Origin of the sequence: Nostoc sp. DedQUE08, from assembly GCF_034530895.1 — a bacterium.
GTDB lineage: Bacteria > Cyanobacteriota > Cyanobacteriia > Cyanobacteriales > Nostocaceae > Nostoc.
The window spans coordinates 115,444-132,730 of record NZ_JAVRCD010000010.1; the positions used below are offsets into that span (position 1 = coordinate 115,444).

General features: G+C 41.9%; 18 protein-coding genes. 10 read left to right on the top strand and 8 right to left on the bottom strand.

Features of this window, described 5'->3' with window-relative positions:
- Nucleotides 1–24 precede the first annotated feature (24 nt).
- The 3 genes from phoU to RMY64_RS09490 all read left to right on the top strand — a co-directional run bounded on the left by phoU (nucleotide 25) and on the right by RMY64_RS09490 (nucleotide 3,846).
- Nucleotides 25–693, top strand: coding sequence for a phosphate signaling complex protein PhoU (phoU, locus tag RMY64_RS09480; RefSeq protein ID WP_322672278.1), 669 nt, complete (start codon nucleotides 25–27; stop codon nucleotides 691–693).
- A gap of 711 nt (nucleotides 694–1,404) precedes the next feature.
- Nucleotides 1,405–2,034 (top strand): Crp/Fnr family transcriptional regulator, encoded by a 630-nt coding sequence (locus tag RMY64_RS09485; RefSeq protein WP_322699880.1) that lies wholly within the window; start codon nucleotides 1,405–1,407, stop codon nucleotides 2,032–2,034.
- Between the two features lie 132 nt (nucleotides 2,035–2,166).
- Nucleotides 2,167–3,846, top strand: a complete 1,680-nt coding sequence (locus RMY64_RS09490) for an iron uptake porin (protein WP_322699881.1) — start codon at nucleotides 2,167–2,169, stop codon at nucleotides 3,844–3,846.
- Nucleotides 3,847–3,918: 72 nt separating this feature from the next.
- Here the strand turns inward: RMY64_RS09490 and RMY64_RS09495 are convergent, their stop codons facing one another.
- The gene (locus RMY64_RS09495) at nucleotides 3,919–4,179 is read right to left on the bottom strand and encodes a hypothetical protein (RefSeq protein ID WP_322672275.1); all 261 of its coding nucleotides are present in this window, start codon (nucleotides 4,177–4,179) and stop codon (nucleotides 3,919–3,921) included.
- A gap of 231 nt (nucleotides 4,180–4,410) precedes the next feature.
- On the opposite strand from RMY64_RS09495, the gene RMY64_RS09500 reads away from it, so the two are divergent.
- From RMY64_RS09500 to RMY64_RS09510, 3 genes are all read left to right on the top strand, one after another.
- A complete protein-coding gene (locus RMY64_RS09500) occupies nucleotides 4,411–5,013 on the top strand; it encodes a DUF3318 domain-containing protein (RefSeq protein WP_094349161.1) in 603 nt (200 codons plus the stop codon).
- A gap of 125 nt (nucleotides 5,014–5,138) precedes the next feature.
- On the top strand, nucleotides 5,139–6,683 hold the full coding sequence (locus RMY64_RS09505; protein ID WP_322699882.1) for a hypothetical protein: 1,545 nt from the start codon (nucleotides 5,139–5,141) through the stop codon (nucleotides 6,681–6,683).
- A gap of 318 nt (nucleotides 6,684–7,001) precedes the next feature.
- Nucleotides 7,002–7,193, top strand: a complete 192-nt coding sequence (locus RMY64_RS09510; protein ID WP_292774856.1) for a hypothetical protein — start codon at nucleotides 7,002–7,004, stop codon at nucleotides 7,191–7,193.
- Nucleotides 7,194–7,379: 186 nt separating this feature from the next.
- On the opposite strand, the gene RMY64_RS09515 is transcribed toward RMY64_RS09510, so the two are convergent.
- The 6 genes from RMY64_RS09515 to RMY64_RS09540 all read right to left on the bottom strand — a co-directional run bounded on the left by RMY64_RS09515 (nucleotide 7,380) and on the right by RMY64_RS09540 (nucleotide 11,725).
- The gene (locus RMY64_RS09515) at nucleotides 7,380–7,784 is read right to left on the bottom strand and encodes a hypothetical protein (protein ID WP_322672272.1); all 405 of its coding nucleotides are present in this window, start codon (nucleotides 7,782–7,784) and stop codon (nucleotides 7,380–7,382) included.
- Between the two features lie 541 nt (nucleotides 7,785–8,325).
- Nucleotides 8,326–9,099 (bottom strand): 1-(5-phosphoribosyl)-5-[(5-phosphoribosylamino)methylideneamino]imidazole-4-carboxamide isomerase, encoded by a 774-nt coding sequence (gene hisA / locus RMY64_RS09520; RefSeq protein ID WP_322699883.1) that lies wholly within the window; start codon nucleotides 9,097–9,099, stop codon nucleotides 8,326–8,328.
- A 47-nt stretch (nucleotides 9,100–9,146) separates the two neighbouring features.
- On the bottom strand, nucleotides 9,147–9,446 hold the full coding sequence (locus RMY64_RS09525; protein WP_292818410.1) for a DUF3593 domain-containing protein: 300 nt from the start codon (nucleotides 9,444–9,446) through the stop codon (nucleotides 9,147–9,149).
- A complete protein-coding gene (locus RMY64_RS09530; protein ID WP_322684823.1) occupies nucleotides 9,443–9,778 on the bottom strand; it encodes a DUF2499 domain-containing protein in 336 nt (111 codons plus the stop codon). The genes RMY64_RS09525 and RMY64_RS09530 overlap by 4 nt, the downstream gene beginning before the upstream one ends.
- Before the next feature lie 124 nt (nucleotides 9,779–9,902).
- Nucleotides 9,903–10,901, bottom strand: coding sequence for a glycosyltransferase family 2 protein (locus RMY64_RS09535; protein ID WP_322699884.1), 999 nt, complete (start codon nucleotides 10,899–10,901; stop codon nucleotides 9,903–9,905).
- 113 nt (nucleotides 10,902–11,014) lie between these two features.
- Entirely contained in the window at nucleotides 11,015–11,725 is a 711-nt protein-coding gene (locus RMY64_RS09540) for a TVP38/TMEM64 family protein (RefSeq protein ID WP_322699885.1), read from the bottom strand.
- A 663-nt stretch (nucleotides 11,726–12,388) separates the two neighbouring features.
- Between RMY64_RS09540 and csaB the strand changes: the two genes are divergently transcribed.
- Together csaB and RMY64_RS09550 are read left to right on the top strand one after the other, a co-directional pair.
- Nucleotides 12,389–13,426 (top strand): polysaccharide pyruvyl transferase CsaB, encoded by a 1,038-nt coding sequence (csaB, locus tag RMY64_RS09545; protein WP_322699886.1) that lies wholly within the window; start codon nucleotides 12,389–12,391, stop codon nucleotides 13,424–13,426.
- 25 nt (nucleotides 13,427–13,451) lie between these two features.
- The gene (locus RMY64_RS09550) at nucleotides 13,452–13,904 is read left to right on the top strand and encodes a retroviral-like aspartic protease family protein (RefSeq protein ID WP_322699887.1); all 453 of its coding nucleotides are present in this window, start codon (nucleotides 13,452–13,454) and stop codon (nucleotides 13,902–13,904) included.
- A gap of 1 nt (nucleotide 13,905) precedes the next feature.
- On the opposite strand, the gene pgeF is transcribed toward RMY64_RS09550, so the two are convergent.
- Nucleotides 13,906–14,691, bottom strand: coding sequence for a peptidoglycan editing factor PgeF (pgeF, locus tag RMY64_RS09555; protein WP_322699888.1), 786 nt, complete (start codon nucleotides 14,689–14,691; stop codon nucleotides 13,906–13,908).
- A 78-nt stretch (nucleotides 14,692–14,769) separates the two neighbouring features.
- On the opposite strand from pgeF, the gene RMY64_RS09560 reads away from it, so the two are divergent.
- Both RMY64_RS09560 and RMY64_RS09565 read left to right on the top strand, forming a co-directional pair.
- Nucleotides 14,770–15,588, top strand: coding sequence for a biotin--[acetyl-CoA-carboxylase] ligase (locus RMY64_RS09560; RefSeq protein WP_322672263.1), 819 nt, complete (start codon nucleotides 14,770–14,772; stop codon nucleotides 15,586–15,588).
- Nucleotides 15,589–15,678: 90 nt separating this feature from the next.
- A complete protein-coding gene (locus RMY64_RS09565) occupies nucleotides 15,679–17,271 on the top strand; it encodes a M23 family metallopeptidase (protein ID WP_322672262.1) in 1,593 nt (530 codons plus the stop codon).
- Nucleotides 17,272–17,287 lie beyond the last annotated feature (16 nt).

Consider the following 17,287-nt stretch of genomic DNA (forward strand, 5'->3'; position numbering starts at 1 on the left):
ATCTTCACCTTTGAGACAACAAGTGTGAAAGCCGTCGATAATACTCCCAATCCTCAAAGACCACAACTCGCACGCGCCATTAGGCGCTTAGAACGGGATGTATTACGCATGGGTGCCTTGGTAGAACAATCATTTCGCCTCAGCCACCAAGCGTTATTTGCTCGTAACTTAACAGCAGCTGAGGAGCTCCCCCGATTAGATAAAAAGATCGATCGCTTTTATCGTCAAATCGAATCAGACTGTACGGCAATTATGACGCTACAAGCGCCTACAGCTCCCGATTTGCGCTGCTTGAGTGCCTTTATGCAGCTGGTGCGAGATTTAGAGCGCATTGGCGATTATGCTGAGGATTTAGCTGAAATTGCGATTAAAATTTTTCCTTACGCGCCTCATACGTCGATGCCCGACATTGAAGCTATGTCTCTTCACGCGCAGGCGATGCTAGCAACTAGCTTAAAGGCTTTAGGAGATTTCGATGAAGCGAGTGGACGCCGTTTAAAGCATCTGGATGATACTGTAGATGATGCCTACGATCGCGTTTATCAGACTTTAGCCCAACAACGAGATGTGTCTGGTGTAGTCGAGCCAATTATACTGCTGGCACTGGCAATTCGTTGTCTGGAACGTATGGCAGATCACGCTACGAATATCGGTCAAAGGGTAGCATATATTGTCACCGGTCAACGCTCCTAATTGATCTGCTGCAAAGATCCCCGACTTCTACCCGCCAGATATCTGTAAGAAGTTGGGGATCTAAATCCAGCGATTTAGTATAGCCGTAGTCACATAGGTTAACGTGAGTTCGATGAACCTCTCCCGGACAATCTCCCTCTCCCACGGGGAAAGGGAGGAGCAACGAGAAATTAGGGTTTTGGCTCCCCTCTGGGTGTCCAAGAGGGGTTGGGGGAGAGGTCAAAAAAAGGCTTGTCGAACTCACGTTAGGTTAGGACAGTGTTGATACCTCAAAGCCTTGACAAAACTGGGTTTTTACTCAGCACGGGCTAAACGCCCCGCTGACGCTAACAGCACTCAGCACTTTACTATAAGTTATAAGTGCCATTCCACCCTAATATCTTCATAATTTTTGCGCCTACATACTTACTTAGTCTTCAGAAAATACCAAATAATAAAAAATAAGTTAACTAAATATTTTACTAAAAGCTTACCTATTCTTAAACTTACACAATTAAAGTAGCGGATAAACAACTTAAAATTTTGGCTATATCTTACTGATAAATCCCTTAAGTAAAAGTTGTTACCATCAGAAGATTTTGAGTTAGTTCCTAGCTCTGAATTGAGAAGAATAGACTTTCAGTTAAGACAGGTAAATTTTGAGACAAATTGTTAGAGTTTCTTAATCATTGTAAATAGCGAGATTCCCTAATAATTATGTAGTTACGGTTAATGATGTATTCCCCAAGTCCTACTTCAAACTCTTCTATTGTGTTAAATGGTTCTGCTTTGGGCGAACAATTACCCCAACAGATATTTATCCGTCGGGAAGTAATTCCACCTTACAATGACATAATTTGGCGAATTGAATATGGTGCAGTTCGTACTTTAACGTGGAGTGAAGATGGAACATTCATTACTCTTGGTTATTGGGGACTAGGGGATCTGATTGGCTATCCTTTGTCTAAGGTGAAGCCCTACCAGATTGAATGTCTTACGGGCGTGGAAGTAAGCATTGTGCCACCTCATTTGTGGCATCAGGATATTAATGCTTTGTTGTCTCATATTCAACAAACAGAGGATCTACTAAGCATTGTGCATCAAAAACCAATTTCGCTACGCTTATGGCAGTTTTTAGTATGGTTAAGTGAAAAATTTGGCCGTGACGTAGATAAAGGCAAGCTAATTGATTTAAATGTTACCCATCAGGATATTGCTGAAGTTTTAAATACTACGCGAGTAACTGTTACCCGACTCTTACAGCAGTTAGAAGAAGAAGGAACAGTTTTACGTCACAAACGCCGCATTATCTTGCGATTACCAAATAAATTAATGAAAAACTATAGTTCAGCAGCGTGTTAAATGAATTGCTTGTAATAATCACAGGGTAAAGGTATAATCGTTGCTGTGATTGTGTGTGAAATCCACGAAAGAAAAGTGTTTAAAGCATTTTATCATGACTGGATTATTGTAGGTGTGAGTGAAAGTAAAAACATGACAAAACGATTCTGGAATCTTTTTAAGGTTAGTCCAATTGTATTAGCCGCTACATTTTTCGTTGCTAATAGTGCCTTAGCTGCTGAAGTTAACGAACAGGTAACAAATGTTGGCGAATTATCTGAAACTCAAGAGTCTAACGACATGAGTCAGGTAACATCAGTTTCTCAGTTTTCGGATGTGCAGCCTACAGATTGGGCGTTCCAAGCTTTACAATCTCTAGTTGAGCGCTATGGCTGTATTGCAGGTTATCCTAACAGTACCTATCGTGGAAACCGTGCTTTAACCCGTTATGAATTTGCCGCAGGTTTGAATGCCTGTTTAGATCGGGTTAACGAACTGATTGCTACAGCTACTGCCGATTTGGTCAGCAAACAAGATTTAGCTACTTTACAGCGCTTGCAAGAAGAATATTCTGCGGAACTAGCAACTCTGCGCGGTCGTGTTGATGGATTAGAAGCCCGCACTTCTGAGTTGGAAGCTAATCAGTTCTCCACTACCACCAAGTTGGTTGGAGAAGCAATTTTTGCCGTGTCTGATGTTTTTGGTGACAGTAGAGCAGTTCCTGGTGGTGCTCCTACTCAAGACTTAAATTATAACACCACTTTTAGCGATCGCGTTCGTTTGAACTTGTTCAGCAGTTTCACTGGTACAGACCAGTTGCAAATCCGTTTGAATGCTAACAATACCATTTCTAATGTTGGTAGCGTTGTTGGTGGTGTTGCAACCGGTACTGGTACTAACATGACCCGGTTGGCTTTTGATGGAGATAACGGCAACGCGGTTGTGATTGATAAAATCAACTATGCTTTCAACTTTTCTGACGCGGTGCGTGTCAAAGTTGACGCTAGTGGTGGTGAATTATACGAAAACGTAAACACCTTCAACCCTGACTTTACAAGCTCTGCTAGAGGTGCGCTCTCTCGCTATGGACGTTTTAGCCCGATTTACCGTCAAGGTCAAAATTCTGCTGCTTTGACTGTTACTTTGAATCCTAACAAAGCTATCAGTTTGACTGGTGCTTATTTAGCACCTTCAAGTGGTACTAATGGTATCTTTGGTGCTAATAATCCCGGTCTTAATAATGGGCTGTTCGATGGTGATAACACTATCTTCGGTCAATTAACTTTCAAACCCAGCAAAGCCTTCAATATTGGTCTAACCTATGCCCATAGTTACTTCGCTGGAAATGCTGCCAACAGTCTCTTCCAAGGAACAGGTAGCGCTTTTGCCAATAACCCCTTTGGGGCTGGTACTCGCACTGAATCCAATAACTACGGTATAGAAGCTACCTTCCAACTAGGCTCTACCTTAGCTATTAGTGGTTGGGGAGGTTATACAACTGCTGATGCTCTTACTGGTGCGAATGCGGGTACAGACGCAGATGTTTGGTACTGGGCTGGAGCGCTTGCTTTGAAAGACTTTGGTGGTGAAGGCAACGTTTTAGGTGTGATCTTTGGTCAACCACCCAGAGTTACTGGTGGTAGTATCAAAAATGTCGCTGGCAATACTACCTTCGACGACAGTACTTCTTATCACTTAGAGGGTCTTTACAAGTACAAGGTTTCCGATAATATTCAAGTAACACCTGGCTTGTTAGTAATTTTCAATCCAGAGCATAATGACGCTAACGACACTGAATATGTAGGTACTCTACGTACTACCTTCACCTTTTAAAATTGGCAAAGCTCAGAATTAGATAAACAAAACCCCACTTTTAGGTGGGGTTTTGTTTAGGAAGAAAATTGGCTATGTAGGATGGTAATCTGGCTGATTGGATATATCTTTTGGGGGGCGATCGCTACTCCAAGCCCACCACACAGAACCACAGTGACAGTAATAAAACTCTTGCCATTTGCGACGACGGTCTTCTGTAAGTACAGGCGATCGCCGATTTAGCCAAACTTTCTCAGCTTCTAGGCTACTTGAGTGGCAGTTAGGACAGCAAAAATTGTATGCATGTATTGCCTTATTCGTCCATTCAGGTGGGAGGGTAGCAAAAGCGTCCATGTAGTTACAAATATAGTTTTAATGGCAAGCCAAAACTTTGAGGTTTGGAATTTGGCGGCAAAGAAATACTATAAAATCCCGCCATACTATCAAACTGCTGAATAAATATTCTTATAGCTCGATCTGAATCTATTCAAGACTGTGAGAGCATCTCATAAATCAAAGGTTAACATGAAAACTTTATTTTTACACACCTAGTTACTATGCACATTATGGCTAATAATTAAATTTATGGAGCCAAATGTTGAAATTCGCCGTTTGTTAGATGTGATGCCTGCTTCTGGTCGGATGACGACAAAAATCGTCAGTAAGCCAGAGCAAGCAAAAGTAATTGACGCTTCCTTTCCCCAACCCTGGAACCAAGCGCGACCGATATATATTAATTTTGATTTGTGGCGTCGCCTGACAAAGCCGCAACGAGACTTGCTGCTGTTGCAGATGGTTAGCTGGTTGACGGGGGTAAAGTGGTTTAAACCCGACATTTATCAAGGCGTGGTGTTGGCTGGGCTGTTAGGCGGATTCTTAGAAGCAGCACAATCAGATGTAGTGGGCGTTGCTGTCGCTGGGGGATTAAGTGCGATCGCTGCTTTTCGGATCTGGCGCACTAATAAATCTCAAGAGTCAGAGTTAAATGCTGATGCAGCCGCAATTAAAATAGCACAACGGCGTGGTTATTCAGAAGTTGAAGCAGCACAGCACCTATTATCAGCAATTGAAGCGGTAGCCAAAATTGAAGGGCGTTCCAGTTTGAATTTTACTGAGTTGATTCGTTGCCAAAACTTACGAGCGATCGCAGGTTTATCACCAGTGGGTATACCAGAAAGTTATAAATAAAAATAAGTAATAATCAAAATTCAGAATCCATCTGTCTGAATAGTTAAAGAATCAGAAGAATATCTGATGATAATCGCATTTACAGCAATCTTGATAATACAAGCAAATTAGATTCTGAACTAACAATGTTAAATAATAAAATTAGCAAATATACTTCAAAATTACCTTTGAATTCTCCTTGGTTTATTATTATTCTTTTTGCTTTTCTTGGTTTAATAGGTATTCTTAACCATTCAATGTGGCGAGATGAACTAAATCCCTGGCTGATTGTCAGAGATAGTGAATCGTTCGGGGATTTAATTGCAAATATTCATTATGAAGGTCATCCTGTTCTATGGTATTTTTCTCTGGCAATTCTGAGAAAAATAGTCGATCATCCTATGATTATGCAAATTTTCCATTTGGCAATTACTGTTGTTTCCGTTACACTTTTTTGCCTATATAGCCCTTTTAACTATCAACAAAAATTTTTATTTTCTTTTGGCTTCTTTCCTTTTTACGAATATCTTTTAATTTCTCGAAACTATGCCTTTAGTATGTTATTTGTTTTTGCATTCTGTACAGTTTTTGCATCTAGAAAAATAACTTATGCTTATTTGGCAATTCTATTGGGTTTACTAGCAAATAGTAGTGCTTATGGTTTACTAGTATCATTTTCTTTATTATTAACTTTGCTGGTTGAATTTTGTTTTGATAGCGAACATCGACAGCACTATTTTAGTCAAACCAAAAAGTACGACTTATTTTTAAGTATTTTAATTATCACATTATCTTTTCTTTTATCTATTTATATTATTACTCCTCCAACAGATAGTTATCTTCACGGTGGGTTAAATAATGGTTGGCTAATAGAATTAGATATCCGTCATCTGTTGAGAAGTCTTGGCAGAGTATTTGGTAGTTATTTATTAATTATTCCTACACATAAAAGATGGTTGGATTTAATTGTTTGTGCGACAATCGCTTTATTTTTTGTAGTTTTAACTTTAATAAAATTATCTGAAAAGCCAGTTATTTTCTTTTTCTACATGATAGGCAATTGTATATTATTTGCCTTTACATACTTGAGATTTATAGGTATGCCACGGCATTTTGGACATTTTTATTTAGTTTTAATAGCGGCTTTATGGCTGGGAAGTTATTATCAAAAGTCTATAGTTTTACTTAATAAAATTTCTATTGTTCCACGTTCAATTACATTTATTTACAAATGGCATTACCTCGCTTTGATGCTTATTCTGTATGTCCAGTTTGGGGGAGGAATTTATAGTTTTTCAAGAGATTTAGTTATACCATTTTCTGCTAGTCGCGAAACAGCCCAATATATTCACAAATCTGGATTAGATAATGAGTTTATTGTTGCCAGTCGAGATGCAAATATGGCTCCTTTATCGGGTTATCTGAATCGAAAGTTTTACTATCCAGAAATTGCAAAAATGGGAAGCTTTACTTTATTTAAAAAAGGTCGTCAAGAAGTGGAACAAGCAGAGATATTAAGCCAGGTTAATTCTCTACTTCAAAATCAAGATGAGCGAAAGAAAGTTTTGCTGATTTTAAATAAAAAACTGAATGTCAACCGCAATGATTTGAAAATTGTTCCGATTAAAGATTTTCAGAGAGGCTGGGTGGATAATGAAAGATATTATCTTTATTGGGTAGATGAAGTATAAAAATAATGCACCACAGAACTTTGTAGTTTAATATGGTATAGACTTTTTTGTACTAGAGATCGGCATTTACATTTGAATGTGTCGCCAAAACACCTCAAAAATAACGCTTTTGCATCCTTTGACTAGCTTGCCACCGCTGATAACTAGCTGGGATGCGTGAGCTAATCTACACTGGAATAAGAGAATGTGTGTTTAACTGGCTTATATATCCAAAACTGGGGAGTTTTGTCATACCTTCTCGGTGTTCCTTATGAGGTGATTACCTCGTGTGGTAAAACTTAACTTAAATTCTGTCAGTTACTAACGGAGTTGATGGGAATGAGTACCTTAATTTTTATTGGCTTGATAGGAGTTTACGGAGGCGGCGCTTGGAAATTTTGGAATGGGTTTGGACGGACTAATTTTAATCCAACTTTGACCAATCGGATTGGTTTATCTTTACTATGGCCAGCTTTGTTTATTACAAATCAGTCTTATCGTCGAAACTTTAGAAAGGCGTTGAAGGGTTAGAGATTACTATTAAGCCTAACGTCATCAAATCCTGACGGTGGTATATATCTCAAATAAATCTAACCTACAACCTCGCTCCCCTTCTAGGGAAGCGAGGTTAGTTTTACTCCTTTTACGAAAGAGAGCAATTAGGGAGGGATAAGTTCGTTAACCGTTGGAAAATATTTCAGTTGACCAATTTACCAATTATTTACCATTGGTTAATAGATGGATTGCTCCACCTACGGCTGCACCATCAATAGCATTGCCAAGAGTATCTCTTTTATCACCAGTAATTACACCAGTCAATGCACTAGCCCCTGCACCGACTCCGACATCTTGAGCGGCGTTCCGGTGACGGCGATTGCGAGTATTTCTCAGACCATTTGCACCATTGACGGCTGCACCAGTCACACCACCCTTAACAGCATTCCCTAATACACTGCCATTTCCCCTAACAGCTCCGGTTACAACGTTTGTAACAGCTCCAATACCTGCATCTCTTAGTACTTGGTCATCAGCAGCGGCGGGTTTGGCGGGAACTAAGGTTACACCAGCTAAACTTGCAGCCATGAGGCTGGGTAGAAGTGCGCGTTTTAGGATTTTATTCATTGTGTTACCTTCTCAAAACATCAAACAATTTTTTAAAAACCAAAGTTACTAGAGTCTGATAAGATTTAAATTTTTTATCTGAATCCTAGCAACTATATTGTTTGAGAACATATTCATTATTGCATTTGCAAAGTCATAACTGCATCTACTGAAAGCATTAATATAAATTCAGTCCAGAGAAGGCCTTAATGATTTTTTAAATTATACAAGGGATTACATCTTGACAAAATTAATCAAATATGATGTATAGATTTTTCAGAATTAACAAGGGATTTGTAATCAGAAATAAGGTAGTGTTTACCTTATCTATCTAAAGATAGTTGCCAAATTAATTAAACTAATATCAATTCGATTAATGATTGCAATACATTCTTGGTTAAAGACGCGACGCCAGTCGCTACAACGGGGGGAACCCCCGCAACGCGCTGGCTCATAAATCGCGTCTCTACAAGATGGTCTATTTGTCGCATCCTTGATTATCTATCCCACCAGCGCAACCAGGGTAATTCTAGATTTTGATAGCGAACTTGCCAAGAAAATGTCAAGCAAAGGTAGAAAAACCGAGATTGGGTGGAATATCCTGAATTCGCCCCGGACCGATCGCTCGTAATGCTTCTTTGAGTAAAATATCCCCAGTATACAAGGCACGTCCGACAATTACGCCAGTCACGCCTTGAGGTTCTAACGCCAACAAACTCAACAAGTCGGTGACAGAACTTACCCCGCCAGAAGCAATTATCGGGATGGAAATTGCGGCTGCAAGTTCTCGTAAAGCTTCTAAATTTGGGCCTGTAAGTGTACCATCCCGGTGGATATCTGTGTAAATGATGGCGGCTGCGCCCAATTCTTGCATTTGTACAGCCAGTTGAGTTGCTAACACTTCTGAGGTTTCTAACCAGCCGCGAGTTGCGACTCGACCGTTACGGGCATCAATACCGATAATAATCTGTTCGGGAAATTCTTGGCAGAGTTCTTGGACTAACTGGGGTTGTTCTACAGCAATGGTTCCGAGAATTGCCCACTGTATGCCTAGATTAAATACTTGTTGTACACTGGTGCGATCGCGCAATCCTCCACCAATTTCAATGGGTACTGACACTGCTTGAGCGATCGCTTCAATTGCCCCCAGGTTTACTACTTTACCTGCTTTGGCACCGTCTAAATCAACTATATGCAATCTAGTAGCACCTTCATCTACCCACTGTTTGGCAACATCAGCGGGATTTTCGCTAAAAACTTGCGAGCGATCGTAGTCTCCCTGATACAGTCGTACACAGTGACCTTCTAGTAAATCAATCGCTGGAATTACGTCCATTTAACTCTTCCTCATTGCAATCAAAACGCTATCTATAGCTGAATTTACTATTTTTCATTTTTCATTTGTAATTGCCTTACAGCTTGCCCAAAACCCAGCACAAGCAAGATGTTAGAAAGCGTCAAAAATAGTTCTGCACCACCGTGCAACCAATCTACATTGGCCAAAGACTTACCATAATGCAATACAGCATAAATCCCCGCCGGGATGGTAATGGCAACAAAGACGAGAGTGCCGTAAAATCCATACAACGCCAAACGCGGCATTTGCGGACTGCGGCTGATAAACCACAAGAAACCCAAATAGGGAAACAGTGAAAGTGCAAACAGGGTTTCTTTAGAAATCATTGCTCTGATTTGATAGGGTTTGGTTCAACGGTGTTAACAGATTTGGTAGAACGCCAAATCAAATATGCCGCCGCCCAAAGTGTAAAATTACCAACTAAAGTCATGGTAGCTTGAAGCGTTACCAGCCATTCCAAAGATTCGGCATTGTCGAAATAATGCCAGGTACAAGCACACATAGCGCTGACTAAAGCTGGTAACATCGCCAGGGATAATCCCCACCAGCTACGGTTATTAGTCAGTTCGCCGTAAGACCAGATTAACCAAATGGCGACAATCCACTCTATAACGCTAGAAACATGAATAATCCAGGTAGGAATTGAAAGGGTGTGCATAAGTAAAGTTAGGAGTTGGGAGTTAGAGATTTGGAGTGGAGAGTAGCACTGTCAAGGTGATATGTAGCTTGAATTTTATATTTGTTTAAACAAACCTTTATTATGCAACGCCAAATAAAGATTTTTATTTGTAAGCGTCTTCTAAATTATCTAGTTTGTCAGAATTGCTCGTTGAGTTGGAGGATTTGCGCGCAAAACCACCTACCTCTGTCAAAGTATAGAGGGGTCTGGCTTTAACTTCTTCATAGATGCGCCCTATATATTCACCTAAGATGCCAACACTAACTAACTGCACAGATCCGAGGAAGAAAATTGCCATCAAAATAATCGTAAACCCAGTTAAAGGGGAATGGGGGACAAAAAGACGCCAATATAAGACTAATAAAGCCATGAAGATGGCCGCTGCCGCTGCTATTAAGCCTAAGTAGGTTGATAACCGCAGTGGCACTATTGAAAAAGACACTAAACCATTGATCGCAAGGGCTAAGGATTTGCTAAAAGTGTATTTAACTTCCCCAGCAAAGCGGGGGTTGCGCTCGAACCGAATTGCTGTTTGCTGAAAGCCAACCCAAGAACGCAAACCACGAATATAGCGGTTACGTTCTGGCATAGAATTGAGAATATCTACAATCTGCCGATCCATTAAACAAAAATCACCAGTATCAGTCGGAATCTCTACATCTGCAAGCTTCTTAAGGATTCGATAAAAGAAATAGGCAGTAAAACGCTTAAACCATCCTTCTTTAAGGCGTTGAGTGCGTTGAGCGTAGACGACTTGATAGCCCTGTCGCCATTTTTCAACCATGTCGGGGATTAGTTCTGGTGGGTCTTGTAAGTCAGCATCAAGGATGACAATAACTTGACCCCGGACAAAATTAAGACCAGCAGTTACGGCAATTTGATGACCAAAGTTACGAGCAAAGCTCAGATAGCAAATGCGCGGGTCTTTTTGATGCAGGTCTCGTAGTAATTGTAGGGAGCGATCGCGGCTACCATCATTGATTAAAATTAATTCGACAAGCCCATCCATCCGATTCATTACTGCACTCAGTCTGCGGTATAGTTCTGGAATAATTTCTTCTTCGTTATAAATTGGAACAATGAATGAATACTTTGGTAACATCTAAAAATATTGTTTAATTTTTTTTTACAGCCAAGATAACAGGCTGCCTGCGATCGAAAAGGTGTGGTTCACAGTATACCTAGCAACACTTAAGTTTCATTCTTATACTTTATTTATTTATTCTTCGGATTTATGTTATCTGAAGAGTCTGATTTTTTCAGCCTTTCTACAGCTTTTTTGGGAAAAGTTCGACGATGGCGATACCAAGTAGACCCTGCTACCAGGGTTCCAGTTAAGCCGAATGCAAGTATTAGCGGCAAAAAATCGCCTGTATTCACTGCCTTCAGACCAGAACTACCTAGTAGTACAAAAGGTAAAACACTAGGAACAGTACCAAGTGTTGTACCTAGAACATAATCTTTAAAACCGATTGAAGTCAGTCCTGCGGCAAAGTTGACCAAGCCATAGGGCATGATTGGTACTAATCGGATGGCAAACATATAAAAAAGCCCTCCACGACGCACCTCAGCATCCATAGCTTGCCAGCGTCCTGCTAGTCGTTTTGCAACTGCTTTGCGTCCAATAGTTCGAGTAAAAACAAAGGCAATTATTGCCGCAATGACTGCTCCAACACTAGTCCAGACAGTACCCAGCCAAGGGCCAAAAATCGCACCTCCAGTCAGATTTAGTACCGTTGAGGGCAAAACTAACATGGTTGCCACAACGTACAAAGCAATATAAATAATCGGTGCCCAGATACCAGAAGATTTCAGCAAAGCTTGAATTTGTACTGGTTCAATGCCGCCAAGAAGATATACGGTTATACCAGTTGCAATTATGCAACTCAGCGTGAGTAGCAAAATACCAGTTTTCAAGTTCCACATTAGAACTTTACTCCTACTTTTTGTATAACAAAACCCATCTTTTGAAAATTTAAATCCTTGTATAGAGGCGAAATTTCGAGTTTCTACAAGGATTTTTCACTAGATGTCTATTGTATTAGCTAGTTTTAAAGAGAAGCGACGTAACTTTTATCTCAGTATCGAATGGCACTAAGTTAAGACACAGCCCTTGTCCTAACTGGTTAAGAGCCTGGAGGCTCTTAACCCATTCTGGGAGGCGGAGCCTCCTCTTTCTTGACCAGAGGCAGAGCCTCTGGAAATACATTCCCAGTCTGGAGACTGGGAACGAGGCTAAACAAGCTTTCGAGCTTTTCTTAGTGCCATTAATCCAAGTATCGAAGTATCCAAGCACAGACCAGAAAACCGCAAGGTAACAAGACTTTTGTCGATCGAACCGGAAGTGAACACTTCGGAGTCGAATAAATGTAAGTAATTATAGCGGCTGCTATCCTGCTTAGGACAAGTCTGCTATAGACAGCTGTGACAGTAAATTTTCTGACGATTTGCTAATGAATATCCTAAGTTGTTTAACCACTGCTATAGAACTTGGGAATGAGTTTACCATCTATATGAGGGGCAGAGATTCATTTAACAATAGCTATTAATTAATCCAAAATCCAAAATCTAAAATCCAAAATGGTTAAGATGCGGGCATTATTGTCTGGATATTACGGTAAAGGTAATGGTGGTGACGAAGCTTTATTGGCAACGCTTTTGCAAATGTTGCCATCTCACGTAACGCCTGTGGTGCTTTCTGGTAATCCAGAAGAAACCCGCCATCGCTACAATGTAGAAACCTACGATCGCATGGCTCCCTTAGCTGTACTACAAGCTTTACGCTCAAGTGATGCCTTAATTTGGGGCGGTGGGAGTCTGATTCAAGATGTTACCAGTACCATCAGCCCATTTTATTATGGCGGACTGATGGCATTAGCGCAGAAAATGGGTTTGAAAACTGTTGCTTGGGCGCAGGGTATTGGCCCTTTGGTGCGTCCGCAAACTCGATGGTTAGCACGGCAAACCTTTAGTAATTGTACCAAAGTTAGTGTACGCGATCGCGCCAGTGCCGCTTTATTATCTGATTGGCAAATTCCTTGTATTATAGCTCCTGACCCGGTTTGGGCGTTGGAATCTCAACCAGTTCCAGGGCTTTGGGATTTACCTGCGCCAAGAGTTGCGGTAACGTTGCGATCGCATCCCGAACTTACAGAAACACGTTTAGCAAACTTAACTCGTGCTTTGGTTGACTTTCAAAAAGCTACGCAGGCTTTTATTTTATTACTGCCGTTTCAAAAAAGTGAAGATTTAAGTATTGCCGAAGCTATTCAACCACACCTTAAAGATGTCAGTCAGATTTTATGTCTGGAAGATCCGCAACTTTTAAAAGGTGTGTTTCGCGGCGTTGAAATGGCGATTGGGATGCGTTTGCACAGTTTAATTATGGCTGCGGCTGAAGGTTGTCGCTGCTTTGCTCTCAGTTATGACCCTAAAGTAAATCGTCTCATGGAAGACTTAGAAATGCCTGGGTGGGATTTAGCAAGTTTACCAGATAACCCCAATTTTATTGGTCTGACTTGGATGGAGCATTACGCCAATGGCGATCCTTTATCATCAGAAAAAATCCAATCTTTGGTGGATGGTGCTTTACTGCACTGCGAGTTGTTGAGTGAAGCTTTGAGTTAAAGAATTTCTCAAAATTACACAGATTATGGTACAAGTCAATCGTGCCAATTCTGCCAGCAATCAACCTATGGGTGCAGTTCGAGTCCAAGTCAAGCTCACCAATGCCATTGATGAAGCCCTTGTCAACCGAGGAATGCTAAATCCAAATATGCTGCGGGTGTATGAAACAGAAGCATTAGTGGACACAGGGGCACTACGTACTGTGCTACCCATGTCTATTGTCCAGCAACTTGGTTTGAGAATTCGAGGACAGCAGATTGCTCAATACGCCAATGGTAGTGAAGAATCTATAGGAGTAACTGAACCCGTAATTATTGAATTGGCAGGACGGGAAACTACCGAAGCCACATTAGTTACAGGGAATATAGTTCTGCTTGGACAGACGGTTTTAGAAACGCTGGATTTACTGGTGGACTGTAGAAATCAACGACTTATCCCGAATCCTGAACATCCTAACTATCCTGTAATGAGAATATAGGCTAGTCACTCGTTTTCTTGCTAACAATCCCTGACCATTGAACTTTTTTCTCTTTCTCTCGACGATAAGAAAAGAAATGCTCTGGAGTTTGGAAAGTACAATAAGGTGCGATCGCAATTTGTTCTGCACTAATCCCCATATTTTCCAGTTGTAAGGTATTGACTCGCCGCACATCTAACCGTACCTTTCCTGGATTAGGGTCTTCTAGCAAAGGTGAATTTGGTAACTCATGTAATGCAGTTACAATTTTTTCTTCGTCATTATGTGATATAATGCTAGCCCCGATTTCGGCAGCCACTTCGGTAGAGACTTGGTAAACCTCACCAGCGATCGCTGGGCCCATCGCAATCCTCAAATCATCGAGTTTACTGCCTTGAGATTGTAATCGAGCGATCGCCAAGGGGACAATCTTCTTGGCAGTCCCCCGCCAGCCTGCGTGTAATGCTGCTACCCGTCCAGTTTGCACATCCCCAATCAACACGGGTGTACAGTCTGCGCTAGCAACCCAAACCGCTTGTAGAGGCTGCTCGCTCATTAAACCATCTGCCAATGCGAAATCTTCCTGTGCAGAGCTTAAGAAGCTTTCAACTTCTTGGGGGGTGAGAACAGTATTGCCATGAACCTGCTTTAAGCGATAGACTGATGCCTCTGGTTGCAATACTTCTGTGATAACTTGTGGCGATCGCGGCCAAAACTGCTGGGTAAAGAAGCCGTGGTGCCAACGTTCCAGAATACTACAAGTTAGATAGGGGAGTCCTTCCCAATTGTGCCAGTGCCAAGTGTGCATCTTCAACCAAACCTAAACGGAAAATCACTCATCAGCCAATCAATGCTAACTTGAACAACGGAATTTGGGTTAACTGCTGTGGGATTTAATCTGCAAAACTTGGAAGCAGCCTTGCAAACAGGGCGTAAGCATACATATTTACCATTTTCTCTTCACTTTTTTGAAAGCGTCTCCTCAACTAACGAAACCCTCTGGAACTTACTCAACCAAGGGGCTATTTCAGGGACAGTAGTAATCGCAACTGAGCAATCTGCTGGGCGGGGACAATGGGGCCGCCAGTGGATTTCTCCGGCTGGGGGATTATATATTTCCGTGGCGATTTCTTTCGACCACAAAATAGAAGCTACTGACAGCTATCAGCTAACTTTCGCTACTGCTTGGGGAATTGCGTTGCAATTACGCCAATGCGGTATAGATGTTGGGATAAAATGGCCTAACGATTTAGTTTTAAATGGTCGCAAACTAGGCGGCATTTTGACAGAAACCAAAGTAAACAAAGGACAAATTACCCAAGCAGTAATTGGTGTTGGTATTAACTGGACGAACCCAGTACCAGAAACTGGAATCAATCTGGAATCGTGGCAAGCTTCCCAAGATTTCAGACCAATTTCGTGTCTGGAAATGCTCACCTCTAAAGTCTTGCTGGGAATAGAATCCGGTATAGAGTGCCTTTTTCAAGAAGGAGTAAATATACTCTTGTCTGGCTATCTAGACTTGCTTACAAACATGGGCGATCGGGTGTACGTCAATAATCTTTTAGGTACTGTAGTTGGGGTGACATCTCAAGGAAATTTACGAATTGATTTAGAAACACATGATACAAAGGAACTAAATACACCGGAAATTTATATTGAACCCGGTACAATCAGTTTGGGGTACCATAAATCTTCCGTTTAAATTTGAGGTTTGTTCAAAATTTCGCTCTTTGGGCAAGACAAACCACTAGCATCATCTCTTTAGGCTAATTACACACAACTGAGAGAACAAATGACGCAGCGCAAAAATTCTGCCCATCATCGTTTGCATTACTTATGGCAGCAAGGTCTAACAAAAAAACGTTTTGCCTCAACACTACCAGCCCAGAGTCTCTGCTGGCTGAGTAGCGTTAGCCTCCTTAGCGGTGGCTTCGTGTTTGCCCAAACGGAAGCACAAATAGACAACATCGTTCCCACTGTTGAAAGTTCTCAACCAACAGCAGTTACAAATCCAGTTAACACTGAGCGAAGTCGAAGTGTTAAAAAACAGGCTGTTGCGTCGCCGGAAGCTGCTCAAGCGCAACCAGAATTTTCCCAACGGCGAGCCAGACTCAGACAGAGATTAGGCAAGCCAGACGTTGCTCAATCAAAAGAGCCAGTTAGGCAGTCTACACCCAAAATCGAAGCAGCTGAACCTGTTGTGATTATCAGACAATCAAAGCCCAAGGTAGAAGCCTCCCAGGTTACTCCTTTAAGGGTGAGACAGGAAAAACCCAATACCCCTGCCCGCTATGCACCGGAAAAACTTCCAGTAGTTGCTCAACCATCAAATAACTCTAACAGCCCTGTCAGTGCAACGGCGGAGAAAACCAAGGATTATAATAACGCTTATATCGATCCTAATAGTTATGACAGTGGTGCAACAGGTACTTATCAAGCACCAAACTCTGTAATTCTTACAGAACGCTCCAGTGGTTGTCGAGCCATTTTGCCGTCAGGGCAAAGTGTATTAGGCGGCGTTTGCGCCAAAGTACCTCAAAGGAGTGTAGCTGATTCTAATAGTAAACCAGCACCTAATTGGCTCAGAAGAAGTCAAAACGCTCAATTACCAGTAGTTCCACCTGTACGGCAGATTGCATCTTCTACTGGCAACACCAGCAGATGGCGTGCTACTCCAACTCAAAGTGATTCTAGCGGTGTCACCAAGAGCGCATTTCGCTCGAATCGGTTTATCCCGACTCCCGCTGAATTCAGTCCTACAAGAGTTAGTGCAACTCCCATTGCACCGAGTGGTGGTACTTTACCGTTACCAATGGCAGATGGTAACATTGCACCCCGCCCCAGCAAGGTGGCTTACGACTTCTCACTGGCATCAGTATTGCCACAAATCCCCTATATGGGGACAGTCGCCTATAGTGGTACGGGAATGATGTATCCACTATCTATTCCCGCTCCTATTACTTCTTTGTTTGGTTGGCGAATTCATCCAATCACAGGTAATCAACGCTTCCATGCTGGTACAGACTTGGGTGCGCCTACGGGAACACCAGTTTTGGCTGCTGCTGCGGGTCAAGTGGAAACTGCTAACTGGGTGGGTGGTTATGGTTTAACCGTTATCCTGAATCACAAATCTGCTGAACAAACTCTCTACGGTCACATGTCAGAAATCCTCGTTCAACCCGGTCAGTGGGTACAACCTGGAACTGTCATCGGGCGAGTTGGCAGCACTGGGAACTCCACAGGCCCTCACTTGCACTTTGAAGTCCGCCACCTGACACAAGATGGGTGGGTTGCTTCTGACCCAGGCGTGGAATTACAAAGTGCCCTCAGTCAGTTAGTGCGAGGCTTGCAAACCGCTCAGGTAAGCCGAGAACCAGGCAGCTAGAAGAAGCTGAGGGGCA